The 23,300-nt window shown below is 72.6% G+C and carries 19 protein-coding genes; 9 read left to right on the forward strand and 10 right to left on the reverse strand.

Annotated elements, in window-relative coordinates; genetic code table 11:
- Window positions 1-10 precede the first annotated feature (10 nt).
- Window positions 11-457, forward strand: a complete 447-nt coding sequence (locus KM842_RS14845; RefSeq protein WP_111052383.1) for a DUF3817 domain-containing protein — start codon at window positions 11-13, stop codon at window positions 455-457.
- Window positions 454-2,034 (forward strand): glutamine-hydrolyzing GMP synthase, encoded by a 1,581-nt coding sequence (gene guaA / locus KM842_RS14850; RefSeq protein ID WP_216259552.1) that lies wholly within the window; start codon window positions 454-456, stop codon window positions 2,032-2,034. Before KM842_RS14845 ends, guaA begins: the two co-directional genes overlap by 4 nt.
- Before the next feature lie 504 nt (window positions 2,035-2,538).
- Here guaA and KM842_RS14855 read toward each other — a convergent pair.
- Window positions 2,539-3,456, reverse strand: coding sequence for a Bax inhibitor-1/YccA family protein (locus KM842_RS14855; RefSeq protein WP_216259553.1), 918 nt, complete (start codon window positions 3,454-3,456; stop codon window positions 2,539-2,541).
- Window positions 3,457-3,730: 274 nt separating this feature from the next.
- Between KM842_RS14855 and KM842_RS14860 the strand changes: the two genes are divergently transcribed.
- Both KM842_RS14860 and KM842_RS14865 read left to right on the forward strand, forming a co-directional pair.
- Window positions 3,731-4,753 (forward strand): glycerophosphodiester phosphodiesterase family protein, encoded by a 1,023-nt coding sequence (locus KM842_RS14860; protein WP_216259554.1) that lies wholly within the window; start codon window positions 3,731-3,733, stop codon window positions 4,751-4,753.
- A 35-nt stretch (window positions 4,754-4,788) separates the two neighbouring features.
- On the forward strand, window positions 4,789-7,248 hold the full coding sequence (locus KM842_RS14865; protein ID WP_216259555.1) for an ATP-dependent helicase: 2,460 nt from the start codon (window positions 4,789-4,791) through the stop codon (window positions 7,246-7,248).
- 9 nt (window positions 7,249-7,257) lie between these two features.
- On the opposite strand, the gene KM842_RS14870 is transcribed toward KM842_RS14865, so the two are convergent.
- Window positions 7,258-7,752 carry a GNAT family N-acetyltransferase gene (locus KM842_RS14870; RefSeq protein ID WP_216259556.1) on the reverse strand — a complete coding sequence of 165 codons (495 nt, stop codon included), beginning with the start codon at window positions 7,750-7,752 and terminating at the stop codon, window positions 7,258-7,260.
- A gap of 128 nt (window positions 7,753-7,880) precedes the next feature.
- Between KM842_RS14870 and KM842_RS14875 the strand changes: the two genes are divergently transcribed.
- From KM842_RS14875 to KM842_RS14885, 3 genes are read left to right on the forward strand one after another with little or no spacing between them, the layout of a single operon-like run.
- Window positions 7,881-9,617, forward strand: a complete 1,737-nt coding sequence (locus KM842_RS14875) for a pyridoxal phosphate-dependent decarboxylase family protein (protein WP_253206153.1) — start codon at window positions 7,881-7,883, stop codon at window positions 9,615-9,617.
- The gene (locus tag KM842_RS14880) at window positions 9,614-10,987 is read left to right on the forward strand and encodes a lysine N(6)-hydroxylase/L-ornithine N(5)-oxygenase family protein (RefSeq protein ID WP_216259557.1); all 1,374 of its coding nucleotides are present in this window, start codon (window positions 9,614-9,616) and stop codon (window positions 10,985-10,987) included. Before KM842_RS14875 ends, KM842_RS14880 begins: the two co-directional genes overlap by 4 nt.
- On the forward strand, window positions 10,984-13,551 hold the full coding sequence (locus KM842_RS14885; RefSeq protein ID WP_253206154.1) for a GNAT family N-acetyltransferase: 2,568 nt from the start codon (window positions 10,984-10,986) through the stop codon (window positions 13,549-13,551). Before KM842_RS14880 ends, KM842_RS14885 begins: the two co-directional genes overlap by 4 nt.
- Here KM842_RS14885 and KM842_RS14890 read toward each other — a convergent pair.
- The 8 genes from KM842_RS14890 to KM842_RS14925 all read right to left on the reverse strand — a co-directional run bounded on the left by KM842_RS14890 (window position 13,548) and on the right by KM842_RS14925 (window position 20,932).
- Window positions 13,548-14,183 (reverse strand): pyridoxal 5'-phosphate synthase, encoded by a 636-nt coding sequence (locus KM842_RS14890; RefSeq protein ID WP_216259558.1) that lies wholly within the window; start codon window positions 14,181-14,183, stop codon window positions 13,548-13,550. The genes KM842_RS14885 and KM842_RS14890 overlap by 4 nt on opposite strands.
- A gap of 18 nt (window positions 14,184-14,201) precedes the next feature.
- Window positions 14,202-14,894, reverse strand: coding sequence for an NUDIX hydrolase (locus tag KM842_RS14895; protein WP_216259560.1), 693 nt, complete (start codon window positions 14,892-14,894; stop codon window positions 14,202-14,204).
- On the reverse strand, window positions 14,891-16,462 hold the full coding sequence (locus KM842_RS14900; protein ID WP_216259562.1) for a nicotinate phosphoribosyltransferase: 1,572 nt from the start codon (window positions 16,460-16,462) through the stop codon (window positions 14,891-14,893). Before KM842_RS14900 ends, KM842_RS14895 begins: the two co-directional genes overlap by 4 nt.
- The gene (locus KM842_RS14905; protein WP_216259563.1) at window positions 16,459-17,319 is read right to left on the reverse strand and encodes a ribose-phosphate pyrophosphokinase; all 861 of its coding nucleotides are present in this window, start codon (window positions 17,317-17,319) and stop codon (window positions 16,459-16,461) included. The genes KM842_RS14900 and KM842_RS14905 overlap by 4 nt, the downstream gene beginning before the upstream one ends.
- Before the next feature lie 74 nt (window positions 17,320-17,393).
- Window positions 17,394-18,239 (reverse strand): oxygenase MpaB family protein, encoded by an 846-nt coding sequence (locus KM842_RS14910; protein WP_216259564.1) that lies wholly within the window; start codon window positions 18,237-18,239, stop codon window positions 17,394-17,396.
- A gap of 5 nt (window positions 18,240-18,244) precedes the next feature.
- A complete protein-coding gene (locus tag KM842_RS14915; protein ID WP_216259565.1) occupies window positions 18,245-18,544 on the reverse strand; it encodes a hypothetical protein in 300 nt (99 codons plus the stop codon).
- A gap of 35 nt (window positions 18,545-18,579) precedes the next feature.
- The gene (locus KM842_RS14920) at window positions 18,580-19,005 is read right to left on the reverse strand and encodes an ester cyclase (protein WP_216259566.1); all 426 of its coding nucleotides are present in this window, start codon (window positions 19,003-19,005) and stop codon (window positions 18,580-18,582) included.
- Between the two features lie 295 nt (window positions 19,006-19,300).
- Entirely contained in the window at window positions 19,301-20,932 is a 1,632-nt protein-coding gene (locus KM842_RS14925) for a RecQ family ATP-dependent DNA helicase (RefSeq protein WP_216259567.1), read from the reverse strand.
- 231 nt (window positions 20,933-21,163) lie between these two features.
- On the opposite strand from KM842_RS14925, the gene sucC reads away from it, so the two are divergent.
- Together sucC and sucD are read left to right on the forward strand one after the other, a co-directional pair.
- On the forward strand, window positions 21,164-22,333 hold the full coding sequence (gene sucC / locus KM842_RS14930) for an ADP-forming succinate--CoA ligase subunit beta (protein ID WP_216259568.1): 1,170 nt from the start codon (window positions 21,164-21,166) through the stop codon (window positions 22,331-22,333).
- Window positions 22,334-22,344: 11 nt separating this feature from the next.
- Entirely contained in the window at window positions 22,345-23,232 is an 888-nt protein-coding gene (gene sucD / locus KM842_RS14935) for a succinate--CoA ligase subunit alpha (RefSeq protein ID WP_216259570.1), read from the forward strand.
- The last annotated feature ends 68 nt before the right edge of the window (window positions 23,233-23,300 follow it).

A 23,300-nucleotide genomic window follows, 5' to 3' on the forward strand; every position in this document is an offset into this window, starting at 1 on the left:
GATCGTCGGCATGGCTCTGACCGTCCGGACCCGCGACATCCCGAAGATCCCCGGGGCCGTGCGGTTCTACCGCATCTCCGCGTACATCACGGGTGTGCTGCTGCTGGCCCTGATCGTCGAGGTCGTGATCAAGTACACGCCCATCCAGCGCGAGATGCAGCTCGGCGGCGGAGCGTTCTTCGTCCCGAACGGCACCGCCGGTGAAGCACCCGGCACGTTCAACCTGTCGGTCGCGATCCTCATCGCCCACGGCTGGCTGTACGTCGTCTACCTCTTCGCGGACTTCCGCCTGTGGAGCATCATGCGGTGGCGCCCGACGCGCTTCCTGCTCATCGCCCTCGGCGGGATCATCCCGTTCATGTCCTTCGTGGTCGAGCACCGCATGCAGAAGGCCGCCATGACCACCTACCACGAGCTGACCGCGCAGCAGTCGCGGGAGAAGGAGAGCGCTCGGTGAGCGAGACCGAACAGCGTCCCGTCCTCGTCGTCGACTTCGGCGCGCAGTACGCGCAGTTGATCGCCCGACGGGTGCGCGAGGCCAACGTCTACAGCGAGATCGTCCCGCACTCCGTCACGGCGGACGAGATCCGCGCGAAGGACCCGGCAGCGATCGTCCTGTCCGGAGGCCCGTCCTCGGTCTACGAGGACGGCGCACCGTCCCTCGACAGCGAGATCCTCGACCTCGGCGTCCCCGTGCTCGGCATCTGCTACGGCTTCCAGGCCATGGCGAAGTCGCTCGGTGGCGAGGTCGCGAACACCGGCCTCCGCGAGTACGGGGCCACGGCCGTCACGGTGAGCGGGACCGACAGTGTCCTGCTCGGCGGACAGCCGGCCGACCAGACCACCTGGATGTCGCACGGTGACGCCGTGTCGAAGGCCCCGGAGGGCTTCGACGTCCTCGCGTCGAGCGAGTCGACCCCGGTCGCGGCCTTCGCCTCCGACGAGCGCAAGCTCTACGGCGTGCAGTGGCACCCCGAGGTCAAGCACTCCGCGTTCGGCCAGGCCGTGCTCGAGAACTTCCTGCACCGTGCCGCCGGTCTGCCGGGTGACTGGAACTCCGCCAACGTCATCGAGGAGCAGGTCGAGCGCATCCGCGCCCAGGTCGGCTCCTCGCGGGTCATCGCCGGGCTCTCCGGCGGGGTGGACTCCGCCGTCGCCGCAGCGCTCGTGCACAAGGCCGTCGGCGACCAGCTGACGTGCGTCTTCGTCGACCACGGGCTCCTCCGTGCCGACGAGCGCAAGCAGGTGGAAGAGGACTACGTCGCCTCCACCGGCGTCCGGCTCGTCACGGTCGACGCCCGCGAGCAGTTCCTCGACGCCCTCGCCGGCGTGAGCGACCCCGAGCAGAAGCGCAAGATCATCGGGCGTGAGTTCATCCGCACGTTCGAAGCCGCGGCCGAGGCGCTCGTGCTCGAGGCCCGTGCCTCCGACGGCGACGCCGAGGTCAAGTTCCTCGTGCAGGGCACCCTGTACCCGGACGTCGTCGAGTCCGGCGGCGGATCGGGCACCGCGAACATCAAGTCGCACCACAACGTCGGCGGGCTGCCCGACGACATGACGTTCCAGCTCGTCGAGCCGCTGCGCACCCTGTTCAAGGACGAGGTCCGGGCGGTCGGCCGCGAGCTCGGGCTGCCCGAGGTCATCGTCGGACGCCAGCCGTTCCCCGGCCCGGGCCTCGGCATCCGCATCGTCGGCGAGGTCACGGCCGAGCGGCTCGAGATCCTCCGCGCCGCCGACGCCATCGCCCGTGCCGAGCTCACCGCGGCCGGCCTGGACGACGAGATCTGGCAGTGCCCGGTCGTGCTGCTCGCCGACGTCCGCTCGGTCGGCGTGCAGGGAGACGGCCGCACGTACGGACACCCGATCGTGCTCCGTCCGGTCTCCTCCGAGGACGCCATGACCGCGGACTGGACGCGTCTGCCGTACGACGTGCTCGCGAAGATCTCGAACCGCATCACGAACGAGGTGCGCGACGTGAACCGGGTCGTGCTCGACGTCACGTCGAAGCCGCCGGGGACGATCGAGTGGGAGTGACGCTCCCCTGACGCCCGAGGGCCCGGTACGCACTGCGTGCCGGGCCCTCGGCGTCTCCGCGCGTCCCCGCCGCGAAGGCCCTGCCGCGAAGGCCCCGCCGAGGTCGCACGACCCGCCGCCAAGGCCCTGCCGAGGTCGCACGTCCGGCCGCCGGGCGGCAGGCGGGGCGGCACTTCGTGCGACCTGGCCGGTCTGCACGCGGCACTTCGTGCAACCTCGGCGCCTCCGCCACGTCGTCCCGGCGTGAGCGCCGAGGTCGCTCGACTCGCCGCGGACCTATCGCCGAGGTCGCGCGTTCGGTCGCCGAGCACCCGGCGGGGCGGCAGTCCGTGCGACTTCGGCGGGGTGCGGGCGGCGGGTCGTGCGACTTCGGCGGGTGCGGGCGCGGGCGCGCGGGGCGCGCGGGCGCGGCCGCAGGGGCGCGGGCGGCGCCGGGACGCCGCGCGCCCTGGGCACGAAGAAGGGCCCCGGCGGAAGCCGGGGCCCTTCGGGGTCGATCGGGTGCTAGTTGCGCGAGCTGCTGGCGATGATCGCCAGGATGCGCAGGATCTCCAGGTACAGCCAGACCAGCGTCACGATGAGCCCGAACGCCGCCGTCCACGCGTAGATGCGGGGAGCGCCCCGCTGGACACCGGTCTTGATCTGGTCGAAGTCGAGGATCAGCGAGTACGCCGCCATGAGCACCACGAAGATGCCGATCAGGACACCGAGCGGGATGCCGAACACCGTCACGCCGAGGAGCCCGAACGCGCTCTGCGTGACACCGGTGAACATGAGCACCACGTTCACGAGCGAGAACGCCATGTAGCCGACGATCGCGACGAGGAAGAACTTCGTGGCCTTCGGGGTCGCACGGACCTTGCCCGACGAGAACAGCAGGAGCGTGACCGCGAAGACACCGAGCGTGCCGAACACGGCCTGCGTGACGATGCCGTCCCACATGGTGTTGTACATGCCCGAGATGCCACCGACGAAGAGCCCCTCGAAGAACGCGTAGGCGAGCACGAGACCCGGCGACGGCTTCTTCTTGAAGGTGTTCACCAGCGCGAGGACGAACCCGACGAGCGCGCCGACGATCCAGACGACCGGCGGCAGGTTCCACCCGGCGACCGCGCCGACGATGAGCACGCCGAACGCCAGGAGCGTCTTGACGATGGTGTCCTCGTACGACATGCGGTCCGTGTCGACCTTGTTCGCCGACGGGCGGTCGTACATGTCACGGAGCTGGTCCGGCGACATGCCGGGCTGCTGCGGTGCCTGTCCCCAGCCGGTCTGGCCGTACGGCGCCTGCGGGTAGCCGCCCTGCTGGGGGTACGCCTGCTGCGGGTAGCCGCCCTGCTGTGCGTTCGCGCCGGCGCCCCATGCGTTCCGGCCCGCGTCGTTGAAGGCGGGGGACTGGTCGAAACCGGGCTTGAAGGCCATGGTGTCCTCTGATTCCTCTGGTGTGGAGTCGTGGAGCCGGTACCCGGATGGCATCGGCTCGTGGGCTCGGGAAGGAGTTCGGCAGAGCCGTTCCTTCGTGTCCTCACAGCGTACGGGCCCTGGTGGCTCGATGGCTGTGGATTCGCGGGAAGCGGAACGGTTCCGGGTCCTCCTGCGCGTGAGCCTATTGAGGCTCGCTGTCGGTCCACCGAGCGGTCCCCGCGTGCGCGCTGAACGTCGGCGCCGTTCACCCGCGCTCCGTATCGTCGCCTGCATGCAGCCGCTCGTCATCGCCCACCGCGGGGCCTCCGGGTACCGCCCCGAGCACTCCCGCAGCGCCTACGAACTCGCCGTCGAGCTCGGTGCCGACGCGATCGAGCCGGACCTCGTCCCCACCAAGGACGGCGTCCTGGTGCTCCGGCACGAGAACGAGGTCTCCGGCACGACCGACGTCGCCGACCGTCCGGAGTTCCGGGACCGACGGACGACGAAGACGATCGAGGGGAAGCGCCTCACCGGCTGGTTCACCGAGGACTTCACCTGGGCCGAGTTGCGGACCCTGCGGACCCGTGAGCGCCTGCCGGAGCTGCGCCGTGCCTCCCGGCAGCACGACGGCGAGGACACGGTCCTGCGCCTGGAGGACCTGCTCGCGATCCTGGACGCCGCCCCGCGGCGGGTCGGCCTCGTGGCCGAGGTCAAGCACGCCACCGCCTTCGCCGACGCCGGCTTCCCGATGGCGTCCCTGCTGGACGGCGTCCTCGGCGACGCCGGGTGGCGCGGCGACGACCGTCTGACGGTTGAGTCGTTCGAGAAGGGCGTCCTCCGCGAGGTCGCCGCGCTCGGCACGGGTGGGCGGCTCGTGTACCTCCAGGAGGCCCGTGGTGCGGCCGCGGACGAGGTCGCCGCCGGCGGTCCCGCCGCCCCGACCTACGCCGCCGAGCGGACGGACGCGGCGCTCGCGGCGCTCGCCACCGAGTTCGACGGCATCAGCGTCGACCTGCCGACGCTGATGGCCGGCGTCGACACGAGGGCCGTCGACGATCCCGGACCGGTGCGCAGCGACGTCGTCGACCGGGCACACGCGGCCGGTCTCGCCATGTACACGTGGACGCTCCGGCCGGAGAACCGGTTCCTGCCGGCCGTGCTCCGGCGCGGCGGCGACCTGGCTGCGCACGGCGACTGGGAGCGGTGGTTCACCTCGGTCCTGCGGACGGGGGTCGACGGGGCGTTCGCCGACCACGCGGACCTCGCCGTCCGGGCCCGATCGCTCGTCGCGGAACGAGCCGGACGGGCCTGATGCGTGTCGTGGGTCGCGCCTAGACTGTCCCGGACATGACGATCGTGCTCGACCCCTCCGACTCGACGCCCGGCCGCAGCGACGGCTCCGGCGCGCGTGACCGTGCCTACGAGGACCCGTTCACCACGGGGCTGAACCCCCAGCAGAAGGAAGCCGTCGAGTACCGCGGCGAGTCCCTGCTCATCGTGGCCGGTGCGGGGTCGGGCAAGACGAGCGTGCTGACCCGCCGCATCGCGCTGCTGTTGGCCAACCGTGAAGCCTGGCCGTCGCAGATCCTCGCGATCACGTTCACCAACAAGGCCGCGGCCGAGATGCGCGAGCGGGTGCAGGCCCTGGTCGGGCAGGCGGCCGAGGGCATGTGGATCTCGACCTTCCACTCGGCGTGCGTGCGGATCCTGCGCCGCGAAGCCGAGCGGTTCGGGTTCCCGCAGTCGTTCACCATCTACGACTCCGCCGACTCGCGCGCGCTGCTCAAGCGGATCATCAAGGACCTCGAAGCGGACTCGCTCGGCCTGACGGTCGGGGCGGCGGCATCGAAGATCTCGAAGCTCAAGAACGAGCTGCAGGACATCGACACCTACGCCCGGAACATCAACACCGACGACCCGCAAGAGGTCATGTTCACCGAGGTGTTCCGGCGCTACACGAACGAGCTGCGCCGGGCGAACGCGTTCGACTTCGACGACCTCATCGGGCAGACGGTGTTCCTGTTCCGCGCGTTCCCCGAGGTCGCCGCGTTGTACCAGCGTCGGTTCCGCTACGTCCTGGTCGACGAGTACCAGGACACGAACCACGCGCAGTACGCCCTGATCCGCGAGCTGACCCGTCCCGTGCCGGTCGACCAGGTCGACAAGCTCGAGGACGCCGGGCAGCACGTCGAGCGGATGCGCGAGACCGACGGGTCGATCGCCCCGGCGTCCCTGACGGTCGTGGGTGACTCCGACCAGTCCATCTACGCCTTCCGCGGCGCCGACATCCGCAACATCGTCGAGTTCGAGCGGGACTTCCCGAACTCGAAGGTGATCCTGCTCGAGCAGAACTACCGCTCGACGCAGAACATCCTCGACGCGGCGAACGCCGTCATCGCGAACAACTTCGACCGTCAGGCGAAGAACCTGTTCACCGACGTCGGCGCCGGCGACAAGATCGTCGGGTTCACCGGGTACACCGGCCACGACGAGGCCCAGTTCGTCGCCGACGAGATCCAGCGGCTGCACGAGGACGGCACCGACTACCGCGACATGGCGGTGTTCTACCGGACGAACTCGCAGACGCGTGCGCTCGAGGAGATCTTCATCCGTGCGGCGATCCCGTACCGGGTGCTCGGCGGCACGAAGTTCTACGAGCGCGCCGAGATCAAGGACGCGATGGCGTACCTGATCACCGTCGCGAACCCAGCCGACCCGCTGTCTCTCCGGCGCGTGCTCAACGTGCCGAAGCGCGGCATCGGCGCCGTGACCGAGACCACGCTGCAGCGGTACGCCGACGAGCACGAGGTGTCGCTGCGGGAGGCCCTGCGGCACGCCGACGAGCTCGGCTTCGGGCCGAAGGTGCGCACGGCGATCACCTCGTTCGCCGGGCTCCTCGACGAGGTCGCCGCCAAGGCCGCGGACCAGCCCGTCGTCGACACCCTGACGCAGCTCCTCGACGGCTCCGGGTTGCTCGAGCAGCTCCGGAAGTCGCCGGACGCGCAGGACGCCGCCCGTGCTGACAACATCGACGAACTCGTCGCCGTGACGCGGGAGTTCCAGAAGAACAACCCCGAGGGCACGCTCGCCGACTTCCTGACCGAGGTGTCCCTCGTGGCCGCGGCCGACGAGCTCGACGACTCCTCGGGCACGGTCTCGCTCATGACGCTGCACACCGCGAAGGGCCTGGAGTACGACGCCGTGTTCCTGACCGGCGTCGAGGAGGACCTGCTGCCGCACCGGATGTCCGCGAACGAGCCCGGTGGGCCGTCGGAGGAGCGGCGGTTGTTCTACGTCGGCATCACCCGCGCCAAGAAGTCCCTGTTCCTGTCGCTCGCGATGACCCGCGCGCAGTTCGGTGACGTGAACGTGGCGATGCCGTCGCGCTTCCTGCAGGAGATCCCCGAGGGGCTCATCGAGTGGAAGCAGTCCCCGGGCATGGCGAACAGTCGCGGTGGCACGCAGCCGCGCGCGCTGAACGCCAAGCGCGACGGGGGCTTCGGCGGCAGCGGCGGGGGCGGCGGCTACCGCGGAGGCGGCGGCTGGGGCGGCGGGTCCTACGACCGCGCGGCCGCGGCGGCGAAGACGAAGCCGAAGACCGAGTGGGCCAACCGGGTGTCCGGGCAGGTCCGCGACAACGGCGACATGGAGCTGGCGGCGGGCGACCGCATCACGCACGTCGACTTCGGCGAGGGCACGGTGTCGGCGGTCTCCGGGCAGGGTGCCAAGCGCATCGCCGAGATCGCGTTCGACAGCGCCGGTCGCAAGAAGCTCCTCATCAAGATCGCCCCGATCGAGAAGCTCTAGCGCTCCGGCTCAGCGCACCATCCGGGCGGCGAGCAGCTCCTCGTCACCCAGCCGCTGGGTCTTCGTGACCCCGTCGCGCCGGAACCCGTTGCGTCGGTAGAACGCCTGCGCACGCGGGTTGTCGTCGGCGACCCACAGGAACGCGGGGGCGTCCCCGACCGCGGCGTCGAGGAGCGCCTGACCGGTCCCGGTGCCGTGCTCCGACGCGAGGACGTAGATGCCCTCGAGTTCACGGTCGCGCACCGGTTCCGCATCGCGCCCCGGGCCCGCGGTCGCCCAGCCCACGACCACGCCCTCGTGCTCGGCGACGCAGACCGTGACCGACGGGTCGGCGATGATCCGGCTCCAGCGCATGCTGCGGGCGACGGGGTCGAGCGAGGCGAGGAAGGCTGCCGGCAGCAGGTGCGCGTACGCCTCGCGCCAGGCCTGCACGTGCACGGCGGCGATGCCCGGGGCATCGGTCCCGACCGCGGTCCGGACGCTGATCGGTGTCGCTCGCGCCATGCTCCGACCGTACCGCTGCCGCCACGCCCTGCTCGTGAAACGTCTGCTGTCGAGTACCGCTCGCGTCCGCCACGCCCGGTGCCCCGAACGGGTGACAGGCAGGAGAGGTGAGGTTAGCCTCACCTAACATGAACACGCTCCACTTGATCAGGCCCGAGACCGCCGAGCACTACCGGGAGGCCGTCGGCACCACGGTCGACCGGCTCGCCGACCGGATCGCGGCCGCCGACCTGCCGACGACGAGCACCCCGGCCGCCGAGCTGCACCAGCGCGTGGCCGCGGTGGACCTCGACGCCCCGGCGATCGGTACGGACCGGGCCCTCGCCGAACTCGACGACCTCTTCGTCCGCGAGGCCGTCTGGTTCCACACGCCGGGCTACCTGGCACACCTGAACTGCCCGGTGGCGTTGCCCGCGGTCGCCGCCGAGGCCGTCCTCGCCGCCGTGAACCCCTCGGTCGACACCTGGGACCAGTCCCGCATCGGTACGGACATCGAGCGCCACGTCGTCGACTGGCTCGCCCGACGGATCGGGTTCGCCGCGGGTGACGGGGTGTTCACCTCGGGTGGGTCGCAGTCGAACCTGCAGGCGCTCCTGCTGGCCCGCGAAGCCGCGACGGCAGCCCCCGCGACCGCCCCCGCGACCGCCCCCGCGACCGCGACCCGGGCCGGGACCGAGACCGGGACCGCGACCGCGACCGCGACCGGGGCCGGAACCGGGGCCGGAACCGAAACCGGGACCACAGCCTCCGACCGGAGCGACCGCGCCGACCGCCCGTTCCGCGCCGACCGCACCTCGGACCTGGCCGACCTCGCGCTCTTCGCCACGGCCGAGACGCACTTCAGCGTCCGCAAGTCCGCCCGTCTGCTCGGCCTGCCGGACAGCGCCGTCGTCGACGTGGCCACCGACGCCGCCGGCCGGATGCTGCCCGCGGCGCTGGCCCTCGCGATCGCGGACGCCCGCGCCGACGGCCGCAGCCCGATGGCCGTGGTCGCGACCGCCGGCACGACTGACCGCGGCGTGATCGACCCGGTCGCCCCGATCGCCGACGTGTGCGACTTCGAGGACGTCTGGCTCCACGTCGACGCCGCCTACGGGTGCGGGCTGCTCGTCTCGCCGACCCGACGGCACCTGCTCGCCGGCATCGAGCGCGCCCGGAGCGTCACGACCGACCTGCACAAGTCGTTCTTCCAGCCGGTGTCCTCGAGCGTGCTCGTGGTGCGCGACCCGGCGGACCTGCACCGCGCCTCCTGGCACGCCGACTACCTGAACCCGGAGGACGCCGCCGAGCCGAACCAGGTCGACAAGTCGCTGCAGACCACCCGCCGGTTCGACGCGCTCAAGCTGTGGGCGACGCTCCGCGCCTCCGGGGCCGACGCGATCGGACGTGCCTTCGACGCCGTGGTCGACCTGGCGGCGGCGACCCACGCCGTGGTGCAGGCGCACCCGGACCTGGTGCTCGTCGCGCCGACGCAGCTGAGCACCGTGCTGTTCCGCTGGCAGCCCGCGGGCGTCACGGACGACGAGGCGGACGCGATGGTCGCGCCGCTGCGGGCCGCACTGCTGGCGGAGGGGCGGGTGCTCGTCGCCAAGACGGTGATCGCCGGTCGGCCGTGCAACAAGCTGACCCTCCTCGACCCGGCGACGACGGTGGAGCAGATGCGCGCCTCCCTCGACCACGTCGTGGCCACCGCCGAACGGCTGCGTGCCGCGACGTGGGAGCCGCAGCTCACCCCGAGCGCCGGCCCGGCCGCGGCAGGCGCCGCGACGCCGACGGCCTCCACGACGCGGACGGCCTCCACGACGCGGACGGCCTCCACGACGCGGACGGCCGCCGCGACGCGGACGGACGGAGCAGCACGATGACCAGCACCAGCACCAGCACCAGCACCAGCACCAGCACCAGCGCCAGCGCCAGCGCCACCCGCGTGCACGACGTCATCGGGATCGGCATCGGCCCGTTCAACCTCGGTCTCGCGTGCCTGACCGACCCGCTCGACGACCTCGACGCCGTGTTCCTCGACGCCGCCGACGGCTTCGCCTGGCACCACGGCATGATGCTCGACGACGCCACGATCCAGGTGCCGTTCCTCGCCGACCTCGTGACGATGGCCGACCCGACGTCGCCGTTCTCGTTCCTGGCCTGGCTCAAGGAGACCGGCCGGCTCTACCCGTTCTTCATCCGCGAGGACTTCCACCCCCTCCGCAGCGAGTACGACGCCTACTGCCGGTGGGCGGCCGACCGGCTCGACACCCTCCGCTGGGGCCGCCGGGTCGTCGCCGTCGAGCACGACACCGCGCAGGACGTGTTCACCGTGCACGCCGACACGGCCGCGGGGCCCGAGACGTACCGGGCACGCCACGTCGTCGTCGGCGTCGGGACCGAGCCGTCGGTGCCCGCGGCGCTGCGCGACCTGGCCGGCCCGGTCGTGCACTCGGCCGACTACCTGCCGCACCGCGACGCCCTCCGGAGCGCGGGGTCCGTCGCCGTCGTCGGCAGCGGGCAGTCCGCCGCCGAGGTGTACCGCGACCTGCTCGAGGGCATCCGCGACGGCGGGTACCGGCTCGACTGGATCACCCGGTCGCCGCGGTTCTTCCCGATGGAGGACACCAAGCTCACGCTCGAGATGACGAGCCCGGAGTACACCGACCACTTCCACGCGCTGCCCGAGGCCGTCCGCGACCGGCTCGGCCGCGAGCAGCGCAGCCTGTACAAGGGCATCAGCGCCGACCTGGTCAGCGCGATCCACGACGCCCTGTACCGGATCAGCGCGCGCGGCCCCGTCCCCACGACGCTCCGGACCGAGACGAGCGTGACCGCCGCCACGTGGGACGCCGACCGCGGGGCCTACCGGCTGACGCTCCGGCACGAGCAGCTCGGCGAGACGTACGAGCACGAGGTGGAGCGGTTGGTCCTGGCCACCGGCTACACACCGCGCCCCCCGCGGTTCCTCGACCCGGTCGAGCACCTGGTGGCCCGGGACTCCCGCGGACGGTTCGCCGTCGCCCGCGACCACCACGTCGACACGCTCGGCGGCCGGATCTGGGTGCAGAACGCCGAGGAGCACACGCACGGGCTGACCGCGCCCGACCTGGGCATGGGGGCGTGGCGGAACGCGTCGATCATCCGGTCCGTCACGGGTCGGGAGGCCTACGGCCTGGAGGCACGGGTCGCCTTCCAGGAGTTCGGCCTGCCCGCCTCGGTGCGGGCCGAGCGCGCGGGGGTCCCCGCATGAGCGCGGCCAGCCGGACCACGTCGGACGGGACCACCCGACCGACCGCCACGGCCGTCGGGACCGCCGCCGGCCCGGCGGACGCCGCCACGGCCGTCGGGACCACCACCGCCCCGACGGGCCGCCGGACCGACACCGCCGCGACGGCCCGCCGGACCGACACCGACGCGACGGACGCGGGGCCGGGCCTCCTGACCGTGGTGCCGGTGGACCCGGCACGGGACGCGCCCCTGGTGCGGTCCTGGCTGGCGGCACCGGCGTCCTCGTGGTGGGGCATGCAGCACCTCGACGAGGACGCGGCGCGACGGTACCTCGACGCGGTGCGAGCCGACCCGGCGCAGGACGGGTGGCTCGTCCTGCGGAACGGCGGACCGTGCGCGTACGTCGAGACGTACGACCCAGCCGTCGTGCTGCTCGTCGACGTCTGGCCCGCCGAGCCCGGGGACGTCGGCATGCACCTCCTCGTCGCGCCGCCGCCGGCCACGGGGCGCGTGCACGGCCTGACGAGCGCCGTGATGCGCGCCGTCGTCGGACACTGCCGCGACGCCCTCGGTGCCCGACGGATCGTTGTCGAACCGGACGTCCGGAACACCGCTGTGCAGGCCAAGAACGCCGAGGTCGGGTTCCGGGTGCTGCGCGAGGTCGACGTCGACGGCAAGCGGGCGCTGCTGTCGGTCCTGGACACCGCCCGGACTCCCGCAGCAGACGGCGGGCCGGACGGTGACCACGCGCCCGAGGAGGACGGACCGGGCGCCCACCTGCGGCCGGAGCACCTCGACGTGGCGCAGCGGCACCTCGTGGCGAAGGCGATCGCGGAGTTCACGCACGAGCGACTCGTCGCACCCCGCCCGGACGGCGACGGCTGGCTGCTCGACACCGGTGCCGCGCGGTACCGGTTCCACGCCCGCCGGCACGCGCTCGAGCACTGGTCGATCGACGAGGGCAGCCTCGCGCGGACCGCGGTCGACGGCCGTCCGCTCCCGCTCGACGCGCAGGACCTCGTCCTCGAGCTGCGCGAGGTGCTCGGCATCCCGGACACCCTGCTCGGCACGTACCTGGAGGAGGTCGCCTCCACCCTCGCGAGCGCCGCGGCGAAGCACCGACGCGGCGGCCCCTCGGCAGGACAGCTCGCGCGCGGACGGCGGGACGGGGACCTCGTCGCGGGGTTCCAGGACGTCGAGGCCGCGATGACCGAGGGCCACCCGGCGTTCGTCGCGGCGAACGGCCGGATCGGGTTCGGACTCGACGAGTACCGCGCCTACGCCCCGGAGTCCGGCGGCCGCTTCCGGTACCGGTGGCTCGCGGCCCGTCGGGAGCACACGCACCTGGCGCTCGCCGCGGACCGCACCGAGGACGGGCACTGGGCGGGCGAGCTCGACCCCGACACCGTCGCCCGGTTCCGACGGACCCTGCGCCGACGCGGCCTCGACCCGGACGACTTCGTCTGGTTGCCGGTGCACCCCTGGCAGTGGCAGCACCGGATCGCCGTCACCTTCGCACCGGACCTGGGCCGCCAGGACCTCGTCGACCTCGGCGAGGGGCCGGACCTGCACCAGCCGCAGCAGTCCATCCGCACGGCGTTGAACCGGTCCCGTCCCGACCGGTCCTACGTCAAGACCGCGCTCGCCGTGCAGAACATGGGCTTCCTCCGAGGCATGTCCCCGGCGTACATGCGCACGACACCCGCCGTGAACGACTGGGTGGCCACGATCGTCGCGGGGGACCCGGCCCTGCGGGACGCGGGCTTCCGGGTGCTCCGCGAGCACGCGGCCATCGGGTACACCGGCGACGCGTACCACCGGGTGGACGTCGCCTCGCCCCAGCGGAAGATGCTCGCCGCGCTCTGGCGGGAGAGCCCCGTCCCGCGGACGGCACCGGGGGAGCGGCTCCTGACGATGGCGGCGCTCCTGCACCGCGACGCCGACGGGCACGCGGTGGTGTCGGAGCTCGTGCGCGCCTCCGGCCTGGCCGCGGCGGACTGGGTGCGCGGGTACCTCGACGCCTACCTGCGGCCCGTCGTGCACTGCCTCACCGAGCACGACCTGGCGTTCATGCCGCACGGCGAGAACCTCGTGCTCGTCGTGCGCGACGGAGCCGTGACCGGTGCGTTCGTGAAGGACATCGGCGAGGAGGTGGTCGTCCTCGGTGCCCACGACGACCGCCCCGTCCCGGACGGGATCGCGCGGATCCTGCACCCGGTCGACGACGACGAGGCCGCGCTCGCCGTGTTCACCGACGTGTTCGACGGGGTGCTGCGGTTCCTGGCCGCGGTGCTCGACGACGACGGGGTCCTGCCGGGGGCCGCGTTCTGGGAGCTCGTCGGCGAGTGCGTCGACCGGCACGCCGCGGAGCACCCGGACCGCCGACGTCCGCTCGACCTGCGCGTACCGACGTTCGAGCACTCCTGCCTGAACCGGCTGCAGCTGCGGAACACGCTGACGATGGTGGACCTGGCCGACCAGTCGTCGTCGCTCATCCGGGCGGGGGCGATGCCGAACCCGATCGGCCGGGGCACCGGTCGGGTCGCGACCACGCCCGGTGCGGCCGGGTCGACCGCGGTGGACTAGGGCTGGAGGCGCGTGGCCGTCCACGACCCGTCGGCGTGCACGTACTGCAGCCGTCGGTGCATCCGGTCGCGGCTGCCGTGCCAGAACTCCACCACGTCGGGCTCGAGCCGCCACGCGTCCCACCCGGCCGGGCGCGGGACGTCGTCGTCGGACTGCTCGAGCAGGTCGTTCGCGTCGTCGATCAGGTCCTGCAGCGTCCGCGGTTCGAGCACGGCGGACTGGTCGGCGACGGCGGTGGCGGCGCGGGACTTCGGCGAGCGGTCGGCGAACAGCGCGTCCGACTCCGCGTCCGGGAGCCGCACGACGCGCCCCTCGAACCGGAGCTGCTGCATCGTCTCGCGCCAGTAGACCTGCAGGGCCGCGTGCGGGTTGTCCGCCAGCTGCCGTCCCTTCGGGCTGAGGGCGGAGGTGCCGAACACGAGGCCGCGGTCCTCGATCCGCTTGACGTCGACCGTGCGGGCGCTGACCCGGCCGTCGGTGCCCGCGGTCGCGAGGGTCATCGAGAGCGGCTCGGACACCTCGTGCTCGCCGGCCTGGTCGAGCCAGACCCGTGCGAGGTCGAGCGGGGACGCGGGCGGTGCGTCGAACTCGGGCAGGTGCAGGGAGTCGTCACCGGACAGCGAAGCAGACATGGGTCCACTCAACCGTGCTCAGCCGACCCACGTCCAGGCTGCCGGGGGACGGCCGCCCCGACCGGCGCGGGTGGCGGCCGCGGCGGTCGGGTCGACCCGGGTCAGCGCCGGGTTCGTGCGGAGGGCACGGTTCAGGTTGCCCGGGTCGGGGCTCGTACCGGTCAGCGCGACGACGAGGCGGGCGGCGTCCGGCGTCGTGAAGCGCTCACCGAGCAGCGCCCGCGTGAGCGGCACGTCCGACCAGAGCCGGGTCCGCGCGTGGTCGAGTGCCGCCGCGATGATCCGGTCGTGGTCGAACGGCAGCCCCAGGGGCAGGCCGACCACGTCGTGCCAGGTGGTCCCGTCGCCGGCGGTGTCGGACCCGGCCACGGCGAGGAACGCGACGCTGATGGCCGTGCTCCGCGGGTCGCGGTCCGGCCCGTCGAACGCACCGACCTGCGCGAGGTGGCGGACCGCCGCCGCGTCCACCGCGGTCTTGGTCCGCAGCGCGCGCCGCGCACCGTCGGCGAGGAGCTCCGCACCGTCCAGGAGGACGCCGGGCAGGGCCTCCCGTCCGGCGAACGGTTCGTACCGACGCCGGGCGGTCGCGACCCGCAGTCCCGTCGGTGCGTCGTCGCGGCCGGCGACCGCTGCGCCGGCGGCGGACACCAGGACGACGTCCACCGCGATGAGCGGCTGGTCGCGGACCGCCGCCGGGCCGGCCGCGGTCACGCCGTCGCCGCCCGGCGGGCAGCCCGGTCGGCGCGCTCCCGGCGGAGCGTCTCGCGGACGTCGGCGAAGGACTGGAGGACCGTGAAGCGTCCGTCGACCCACACCGGCTGGAGCAGGCTGGTCGCCTCGTCCTCCGGCGTCGCCTGGTCGGTCTGCCGGATCTCGCCGGTCTCGTCGCGGTGCAGGGCGATGCGACCCTTCGCGCTCTTCTTGCCGCTGCCGGTCTTCGGGTCCTTCTGGATGTCCACGGGCCGGCCGTCGACCAGGGCCCACGTGGCCTTGACCGCGCTGCCGAGGTTGTCGCGGGTCATGTACTGGTAGGTGTACGACCCGATGCCGAGCACGATGTTGTCGCTCGCGTAGCCCTTCGCCGCGAGGCGCTCGTAGATCCGGCGGGCGCGGTCGAGGGTGATGCTGTCGCCGTAGATCACGCCGACGTGCCGGTCGAGGACCTTGTACCCGCGCTCGTTCACGGTGTGGCCGAACAGCTCGTCGAGCAGTTCGACGACGCCCTTCTCCTCGTGGCTGCGGGCCGGGTCGGTGAGCGCCGCCTGGTCGACGCCGTGCACGGTGCCGGTGACGATGTCGACCGGGTCGCCGGAGTCGGGGCGGATGACGAGCTTGCCGTCGCGGCCGGTGATGCGGTCGTGCAGCTGCGGGAGCACCTCGGTGACGACCTTGAACAGGTCGAAGCCGTCGCTCACCGCCGAGACGATGCCCGTCGGGTACACGTCGAGGATCTGCTGGAAGGTCTCGAGCTCGCCGTCGGCACCGCGGACGCACATGACGCTGTGCTCGGTCGCGGGGACGCTCGCCGCGACCCAGCCGTTGTCGCCGGGGTAGTAGCGGGCGATGTGGTCGAGCGTCGGCATCGAGTCGGTGCCGAGGAACGAGAGCAGGTGTCCGGCGCCGGACGAGGCCGCGGACTCGATGCTCGTCTGCCCGCGGAACGAGAAGTCGTGCGCGGCGAAGTCGATGCTCGCCGGGTCCGCCCCGGTGCGCTCGGCCCAGTCCTCCATGAGGTCGCGGTACTCGAGGGCCTTCGTCGCGACGGTGGACGGGTGCCAGATCGACGCCGACAGCGCCGTCTCGATGTAGTTCGGCAGCCACGAGAACGCGTCGACGGTGTTCTCGACGGTCAGGGTCGCGACGCCGATCGGGGCGAGGGTGCCCTCGGGGAGCGCGCGGATCTCGAGCGGCAGGTACCCGAGGCGGTGCAGGGCGCGGACGTGGTCGACGCCGATGTGGTTCGGGCCGAAGTAGCCCTCGAGCGCCTGCTGGAAGAGGTCGCAGACCAGGTCCTCGTCGGCGGCGAAGAAGGGCGCCCAGGCCTCGACGAGGTACCGCTGGACGAAGGCCTGCAGTCCGAACACGACCGCGTGCGTCGAGTCCGGCATGTGCCCGTTCGATCGGTTCGTCCAGTTGATGAGGATGCGGGTCGTGCCCTCGGGGTAGAGCTGCCGGTGCGAGTGCTTGTACCCGTCGACGGCGAGGAGCGCGGCGATCGGGCTCGCGGTGGTGGTGCGGGGCTCGAGGCCGGTCGTGCCGGTGGTGTCGGTGGCGGTCATCGGATCTCCTCGGTGAGGTACGGGGTCAGGGGGACGGTGCGCAGACCCTCGACGGGGTTCTGCGCGGGGTAGGAGTCGCTCGTGACGATCTCCCCGAAGTGCTCGGCGAGCTGGGGCGCCCGGCCGGAGAAGACGCCGTGTGACACCCAGAGGCCGAGGCGCTCCTTCGGGAGGCCGGTGCTGCCGGCGAGGCCCATGAACGTGCCGCCGCCGTCGCAGATGTCGTCGACGACGAGGAACCGGCCGGTCTCGGGCAGCGGCTCGCAGCTGAAGCCGTCGAGCTTGCCGGTGTCGGGGTTGCGGTGCTTCTCGGCGCGGAACACCGGGAGGCCGCAGGCGTCGGCCGCGGCGGTGGCCCGGGCGACGGCACCCGCGTCCGGGGCGATGATGCCCTGGTACCGCTGCTCGGTGCCGGGAGCGCCGACGACCTCGTCACGGACGATGCGGTCGCTCGCGACGACGGTGAGGTTGTCGACCAGGCCGACGATGACCGGCGAGTGCGGGTCGAAGGCGACGACCTGGTCGATGTGGAACCCGTTGAGCACGTCGGCGTACACCTTCGCGCCGAACGGGATGCCGCGGTCCTGACGCGCGCCGGGCAGGTAGGGGACGAGGGCGACGGAGCGGGACCCGCGCTGCCGGACGGCGTCGGCCCACATGCCGAGCACGAGGAGGTCGTCGCCGCTCGTGCCGCGCAGGGTCGCGATCTCGACGAGCTCGCCCGGGTCGGCGTCGTGCTGCTCGCTGGACGGAGCCGCGACCTTGACGTGGGCTTCACCGGCGGGGAACCGCATGGTGGAGAACGTCGTGGGTGCCGCGTGGCCGGAGCGGGTCCGGGTGCTGAGTTCGACTGCCATGACCCGACCGTAACACGGTTCTTGTCAGGTTGACAATAACTTGTGTCGAGAACGACCCGGTCGCGCCGGAACGGTCAGCGCCGGGAGCGGTGCCGCTCGGCGGTCCTCCGCATCGCCCGGAGCAGCAGCGGGCTCGGCAGCCGCAGGAGGGGCGCTGGCAGCACCGCACGGACCGTCCGCAGGGCGGCCACGGCGCGACGGAACCGTCGCTGCTCCCGAGGACCCCAGGCGAAGCCGTACTGCGCCCGCAGGGGAGCGGGGAGCAGTCCGACGGTCACGATCCGCACGAGCGGCATCGCCGAGCGCACCCAGAGCGGGGCGAGCCGCGGGTGCAGCAGGTCGCGGACCACGCCGCGGGCGTCGTCGGTGACGCGCAGGCCGGCGAGGGCGGTCGCCCAGTACGTCTCGAAGGCCGCGACCGAGGTGGGCCAGCGCTCCTCCGGCACCCGGAGGGCGGTGGCGAGCGGCGCGTACGCACGGAGCACGGCCTCGGCACGGTCGTCGTCGATCGTCGTCCCGAGGAGCCGGTGCGTGCGGATCGCCGAGTCGTAGAGGGTCGCCGCGACCCAGAGCTGCCGGTCGACCTCGTCGGCGCCGGCGACCGGTCGGTGCGCGCGGTCCACGAACGAGGCGGCGAGGGCGGCGTCCTCGGGGGTGCCGACCACCACCGCGTACACGTACATCAGGGTGTGCACCAGGCGTTGCTGGGGTCGCCGGGCGAAGTCGGAGTGCCGCCGGACACCGGTGGCGACCACCGGGTCGGCGATCTGCAGCAGGATCGCCCGGCCGCCCGACACGACCGGCGTGCTGTCGGTGAGGAACCGGTGCAGGGCACGGTCCCGGCGCGCGTCGCGACCACGCGACGGACGGGAGGCGGTCCGCGCGTCGTGCGCGGCGCCTCCCGTCCGTCGGTCGGTCACGTCGTTCAGAGCGGCTTCGTGCCGAGGTCGCCGCCCAGGTCGGGGCGGTCCTCGTCGCCGTCGTGCTCCCAGAGGTCGGGCGACCCCTCGCGGGGCGCACCGCCGGTGGGGCCGTCGTCGGTGCCGTCACCGAGCTGCGGCTCGACGGTCTCGCCGGCGACGGCGTCGTTCGTCACGGTCTCGAGCGCCTCCTCGGCGTCGTCCGTCTCGTACGGGCCGACGTGCTCGCGGTCGACGTCGTCGTCGCGGCGCTCGGCGCCGAGGTCGCCGGACTGGTCGGCGGGTGTGGTTCCGGGGTCGGACATGTCGTGCTCCTTCTGTCGCGGGTGGTCGGGGTCGGTCAGGCGCCGGCGGAGTCGCCGTCGAGGCCGAGCTGGGCGGCGAGGCCCTTCTCGTCGGTCGCGCCCCAGCGCTCGGCGATCTTGCCGTCGCGGAACTTCGAGACCTGGATGCCGCGGACCTCGAAGGTCCGGCCGGTCGGCTCGTGACCCTGGAACGGGCCGCTGTGGGTCCCGCGGATCGTGAAGACGGCGGTGATGTGCTCGTGCGCGACGACGAGCGGGTCCGGCTGGAGCGACAGATCGGGGAACGCGGTCGTGAACTCCGTCCAGAAGTCGACGATGCCCGCGAGGCCGGGTGCCTGGCCCGGTGCCGGGTCGTGGTCGACGACGTCCTCGGCCCAGACCTCGCCGAAGCGGTCGAAGGCCCGCTGCTCGAGGAGTTCGCCGAGTCGTTCCTGTGCCTGCTGGTTCTGTGCTGCGCTCACGTGGCGCCCCTTTCGGATCAGGTCGTGCGCGGTCCTGCCTACGCCCGTCCGGTGGGAGAGCCCGTGGTGCCCGGGGGACGGGCGGTCGCGGACCGTCCGGTTCGCGAACCGTTCACCCCGAGGTCACCTGCGCGCCATCGGGGCGGTGTCTACTGCCTGTGCTCGGGGGAGTGGAGCGCGGTCGCCGACGGGTGGTCGAGCGACCGCGCCTTCCCCCGACCTGGTGGCCGGACCGCCGGAGCGGCCGGACCCGCCGGGTGCTCGGAGCCGCCGGGTGCTCGGAGCCGCCGGGTGCTCAGACCCGTTCGAGCAGGTGTCGTTCCGTGACGTCGGCCAGGCCGAGCGTGCGGTAGCCGGCGGACTCGAAGAACACCGTCACGCGGTCGTCCTCCGTGCTCATGACCGTGCCGCGACCCCACTCGGCGTGCTCGACGGGGGCGTCCGGCGGCCACTCGGCGTCGTGCGACCCGTCGGCGCCGTGCGCGTCGGCCCCGGTCGCGGTGCCGGCCGTGCACGTGTCGCAGTTGCCGCAGGGCTCGGGCAGCTCGTCCCCGAAGTAGCCGAGCAGGAACTGGCGGCGGCACCCGGACGTCTCGGCGAAGCGCCGCATCATCTCGATGCGGGACTCCTCGACGCGCTCCCGCTCCTTCGCGTGGTCCTTCGCGAGCGCGGCCGCCGCCTCGGCGTCCCTCGGCCCGTCCGCCGTGCGGCGCAGGCCGTCCCGGTCGTCGACGAGCGCACCGGCGTCGACCAGGGCGTTCACGACGCGGCCGGTGGTGCGTGCGGCGAGGCCGGACCGTCCGGCGACCTCGGAGCGGGCGATGCTGCCGTCGGCGGGCACCGCGTCGAACACGGCCCGGAGCGACGCCGGTCGGGGTGACCCCGAGGCGAAGAAGCGGCGGAGTCCGAGGTCCTCGGAGCGGTAGTGCAGCGTCGCGAGGCCCACGTCCCCGTCCCGCCCGGCACGACCGACCTCCTGGTAGTACGCGTCGACGGACTCGGGCACGTCGGCGTGCACGACGAAGCGGACGTCCGGCTTGTCGATGCCCATGCCGAACGCGCTCGTGGCGACGACGACGTCGAGGTCGCCGTCGAGGAACTCGTGGTGCACGTGCTCGCGGTCCCGCACCCGGAGCCCCGCGTGGTAGGCCTTCGCCCGTCGGCCCCTCTCGACGAGTTCGTCGGCGTACACGAGGGTCTCGGCGCGGGTGGCGACGTAGACGATGCCGGCACCCTCGAGCCCCGCGACCTGGGCGATGACGGCTTCACGCTTCTCGTCCTCGTCCGTGTGCCGCTGCACCTCGAAGCGCAGGTTCGGACGGTCGAAGCCCGTGGCGACCACGAGCGGGTCGCGCATGCCGAGCCGCTCGACGATCTCGGCGCGCACCGGCGTCGAACCGGTCGCGGTCATGGCGAGCACCGGCGGGCAGCCCAGGCGCTCGACGACCTCGCCGAGCACGAGGTAGTCCGGGCGGAAGTCGTGGCCCCAGCTCGACACGCAGTGTGCTTCGTCGACGGTGACGAGCGCGACGCCGGCGTCCCGGAGCCTGTCGACGACCTCGTCCTTGGCGAGCTGCTCCGGCGCGAGGAAGACGTAGCGGGCCTCCCCGGAGGCGACGGCGTCCCACGCGTCCTCGAGCTCGCGGTGCGCCCGGGTCGCGTTGATCGTCACCGCGCGGGGTGCGTCCGGGTGGTCCTCGATCCCCACGACCTGGTCCTCCTGCAGGGCCACGAGGGGCGAGACCACGACGACGGGGCCGTCCAGTGCGAGGGCGGCGACCTGGTAGATCGCGGACTTGCCCGAGCCGGTCGGCATGAGGGCGAGGGCGTCGCGGCCCTCGAGGACGGCGTCGACCACGGTCTCCTGCGCGTCGCGGAGTTCCCAACCGAAGACCTCGGCGGTACGGGTACGGAGTTCGTTCTGCACCCGATCGACGGTGCACGATCCGGCCTGGTCGGTCGCCCGGAGACGGCGTACCCCGGACGACAGGGGTCGGCGGCGGCGCGGGGCAGCGCGTTCTCCACCGGGGCACCGCGCGTCCACCTGCCAGCGCTAGGCTCGGTCGCGGCCGTTGTCTCGACATCGAGCGACCCTCGATGTGGAGGCGCGACCGGACACCGATGCCGATCGCACGAACCGTGCGGGAAGAAGAACAGCGTGGATCTTTTCGAGTACCAGGCCAGGGACCTCTTCGAGTCCTACGGCGTCCCCGTCCTCCAGGGGATCATCGCCGACACCCCCGAACAGGCGAAGGCGGCGGCCGAGCAGATCGGCGGCGTCGTGGTCGTCAAGGCGCAGGTCAAGGTCGGCGGCCGTGGCAAGGCCGGCGGCGTCAAGGTCGCGAAGACCCCGGACGAGGCCTTCGCGCACGCGCAGGCGATCCTCGGCCTCGACATCAAGGGCCACACCGTGCAGCGCGTCATGGTCGCCCAGGGTGCGGACATCGCCGAGGAGTTCTACTTCTCGGTGCTCCTCGACCGGGCCAACCGCTCGTACCTGTCGCTCGTCAGCGTCGAGGGCGGCATGGAGATCGAGCAGCTCGCGGTCGAGAAGCCCGAGGCGCTCGCGCGCGTCGAGGTGAACCCGCTGACCGGCATCAACCAGGAAGCCGGCGAGGCCATCGCGCGCCAGGCCGGGTTCCCCGGCGAGCTCGTCGAGCAGGTCGCCGGTGTGTTCGTCAAGCTCTACGACGTCTTCGCCGGTGAGGACGCCACCCTGGTCGAGGTGAACCCCCTCGTCCGCACGGGCGACGGGCAGATCCTGGCCCTCGACGGCAAGGTCACGCTCGACGAGAACGCCGACTTCCGCCACGAGGGGCACGCGCAGCTCGAGGACACCGCCAGCGAGGACCCGCTCGAGGCGAAGGCGAAGGCCCACGGTCTCAACTACGTCAAGCTCGACGGCCAGGTCGGCGTCATCGGCAACGGCGCCGGGCTCGTCATGTCGACCCTCGACGTCGTCGCCTACGCCGGGGAGCGCCACGGCGGCGTCAAGCCCGCGAACTTCCTCGACATCGGCGGTGGCGCCTCGGCCGAGGTCATGGCGAACGGCCTCGACGTCATCCTGGGTGACCCGCAGGTCAAGAGCGTCTTCGTGAACGTGTTCGGCGGCATCACCGCCTGCGACGCGGTCGCGAACGGCATCGTCGCCGCGCTCGGCATCCTCGGCGACGCGGCCACCAAGCCGCTCGTCGTGCGCCTCGACGGCAACAACGTGGACGAGGGTCGCCGGATCCTGGCGGAGGCGGCACACCCGCTCGTCACCGTCGCCGCGACCATGGACGACGCGGCCGAGAAGGCCGCCGAACTCGCCGCAGCAGCGGCCTGAAGGGACTGACCATGTCGATCTTCCTCACCAAGGACTCCAAGGTCATCGTCCAGGGCATCACCGGCGGCGAGGGCACCAAGCACACCGCGCTCATGCTGAAGGCCGGCACCCAGGTCGTCGGCGGCGTGAACGCCCGCAAGGCCGGGACGACCGTCACGCACGGCGACGTCGAGCTCCCCGTGTTCGGCTCGGTGCGCGAGGCCATCGACACCACGGGTGCCGACGTCTCGATCGTCTTCGTCCCGCCGGCGTTCGCGAAGGACGCCGTCATGGAGGCCATCGACGCCGAGATCCCGCTCGTCGTCGTCATCACCGAGGGCATCCCCGTGCAGGACTCCGCCGCCTTCTGGGCGCACGCGAAGGCCCTCGGCGGGAAGACCCGGATCATCGGGCCGAACTGCCCGGGCATCATCACGCCCGGAGAGTCGCTCGTCGGCATCACCCCGGCGACGATCACCGGCAAGGGCCCGATCGGCCTGGTGTCGAAGTCCGGCACCCTGACCTACCAGATGATGTACGAGCTCCGTGACCTGGGCTTCTCGACCGCCATCGGCATCGGCGGCGACCCGGTCATCGGGACGACGCACATCGACGCGCTCGCCGCGTTCGAGGCCGACCCCGAGACCGAGGCCATCGTCATGATCGGCGAGATCGGTGGTGACGCCGAGGAGCGTGCCGCGGAATACATCAAGGCGCACGTCACGAAGCCGGTCGTCGGCTACGTCGCCGGCTTCACCGCGCCCGAGGGCAAGACGATGGGCCACGCCGGCGCGATCGTCTCCGGCTCCGCCGGGACGGCCGAGGCGAAGAAGCAGGCGCTCGAGGCCGCGGGAGTCAAGGTCGGCAAGACGCCGTCCGAGACGGCCGCGCTGCTGCGCGAGGTCGTCGCCGCGAAGTAGCGGTGCGCTCGGACGGGAGGCCCGGTGCCGGCTGGCACCGGGCCTCCCGTCCGTCCGTGGCCGGTCGT

This window comes from Curtobacterium sp. L6-1, from assembly GCF_018885305.1.
Classification (GTDB): domain Bacteria; phylum Actinomycetota; class Actinomycetes; order Actinomycetales; family Microbacteriaceae; genus Curtobacterium; species Curtobacterium aetherium.

What these genes read in the sequence shown, in the direction of transcription:
- KM842_RS14855 (WP_216259553.1), bottom strand. Translation starts at nt 3,456, where the DNA reads ATGGCCTTCAAGCCCGGTTTCGACCAGTCCCCCGCCTTCAACGACGCG.
- KM842_RS14870 (WP_216259556.1), bottom strand. Translation starts at nt 7,752, where the DNA reads ATGGCGCGAGCGACACCGATCAGCGTCCGGACCGCGGTCGGGACCGAT.
- KM842_RS14885 (WP_253206154.1), top strand. Translation starts at nt 10,984, where the DNA reads ATGAGCGCGGCCAGCCGGACCACGTCGGACGGGACCACCCGACCGACC.
- KM842_RS14880 (WP_216259557.1), top strand. Translation starts at nt 9,614, where the DNA reads ATGACCAGCACCAGCACCAGCACCAGCACCAGCACCAGCACCAGCGCC.
- KM842_RS14890 (WP_216259558.1), bottom strand. Translation starts at nt 14,183, where the DNA reads ATGTCTGCTTCGCTGTCCGGTGACGACTCCCTGCACCTGCCCGAGTTC.
- KM842_RS14875 (WP_253206153.1), top strand. Translation starts at nt 7,881, where the DNA reads ATGAACACGCTCCACTTGATCAGGCCCGAGACCGCCGAGCACTACCGG.
- sucD (WP_216259570.1), top strand. Translation starts at nt 22,345, where the DNA reads ATGTCGATCTTCCTCACCAAGGACTCCAAGGTCATCGTCCAGGGCATC.
- KM842_RS14905 (WP_216259563.1), bottom strand. Translation starts at nt 17,319, where the DNA reads ATGGCAGTCGAACTCAGCACCCGGACCCGCTCCGGCCACGCGGCACCC.
- KM842_RS14860 (WP_216259554.1), top strand. Translation starts at nt 3,731, where the DNA reads ATGCAGCCGCTCGTCATCGCCCACCGCGGGGCCTCCGGGTACCGCCCC.
- KM842_RS14900 (WP_216259562.1), bottom strand. Translation starts at nt 16,462, where the DNA reads ATGACCGCCACCGACACCACCGGCACGACCGGCCTCGAGCCCCGCACC.
- KM842_RS14915 (WP_216259565.1), bottom strand. Translation starts at nt 18,544, where the DNA reads ATGTCCGACCCCGGAACCACACCCGCCGACCAGTCCGGCGACCTCGGC.
- KM842_RS14865 (WP_216259555.1), top strand. Translation starts at nt 4,789, where the DNA reads ATGACGATCGTGCTCGACCCCTCCGACTCGACGCCCGGCCGCAGCGAC.
- KM842_RS14845 (WP_111052383.1), top strand. Translation starts at nt 11, where the DNA reads ATGGCTCTGACCGTCCGGACCCGCGACATCCCGAAGATCCCCGGGGCC.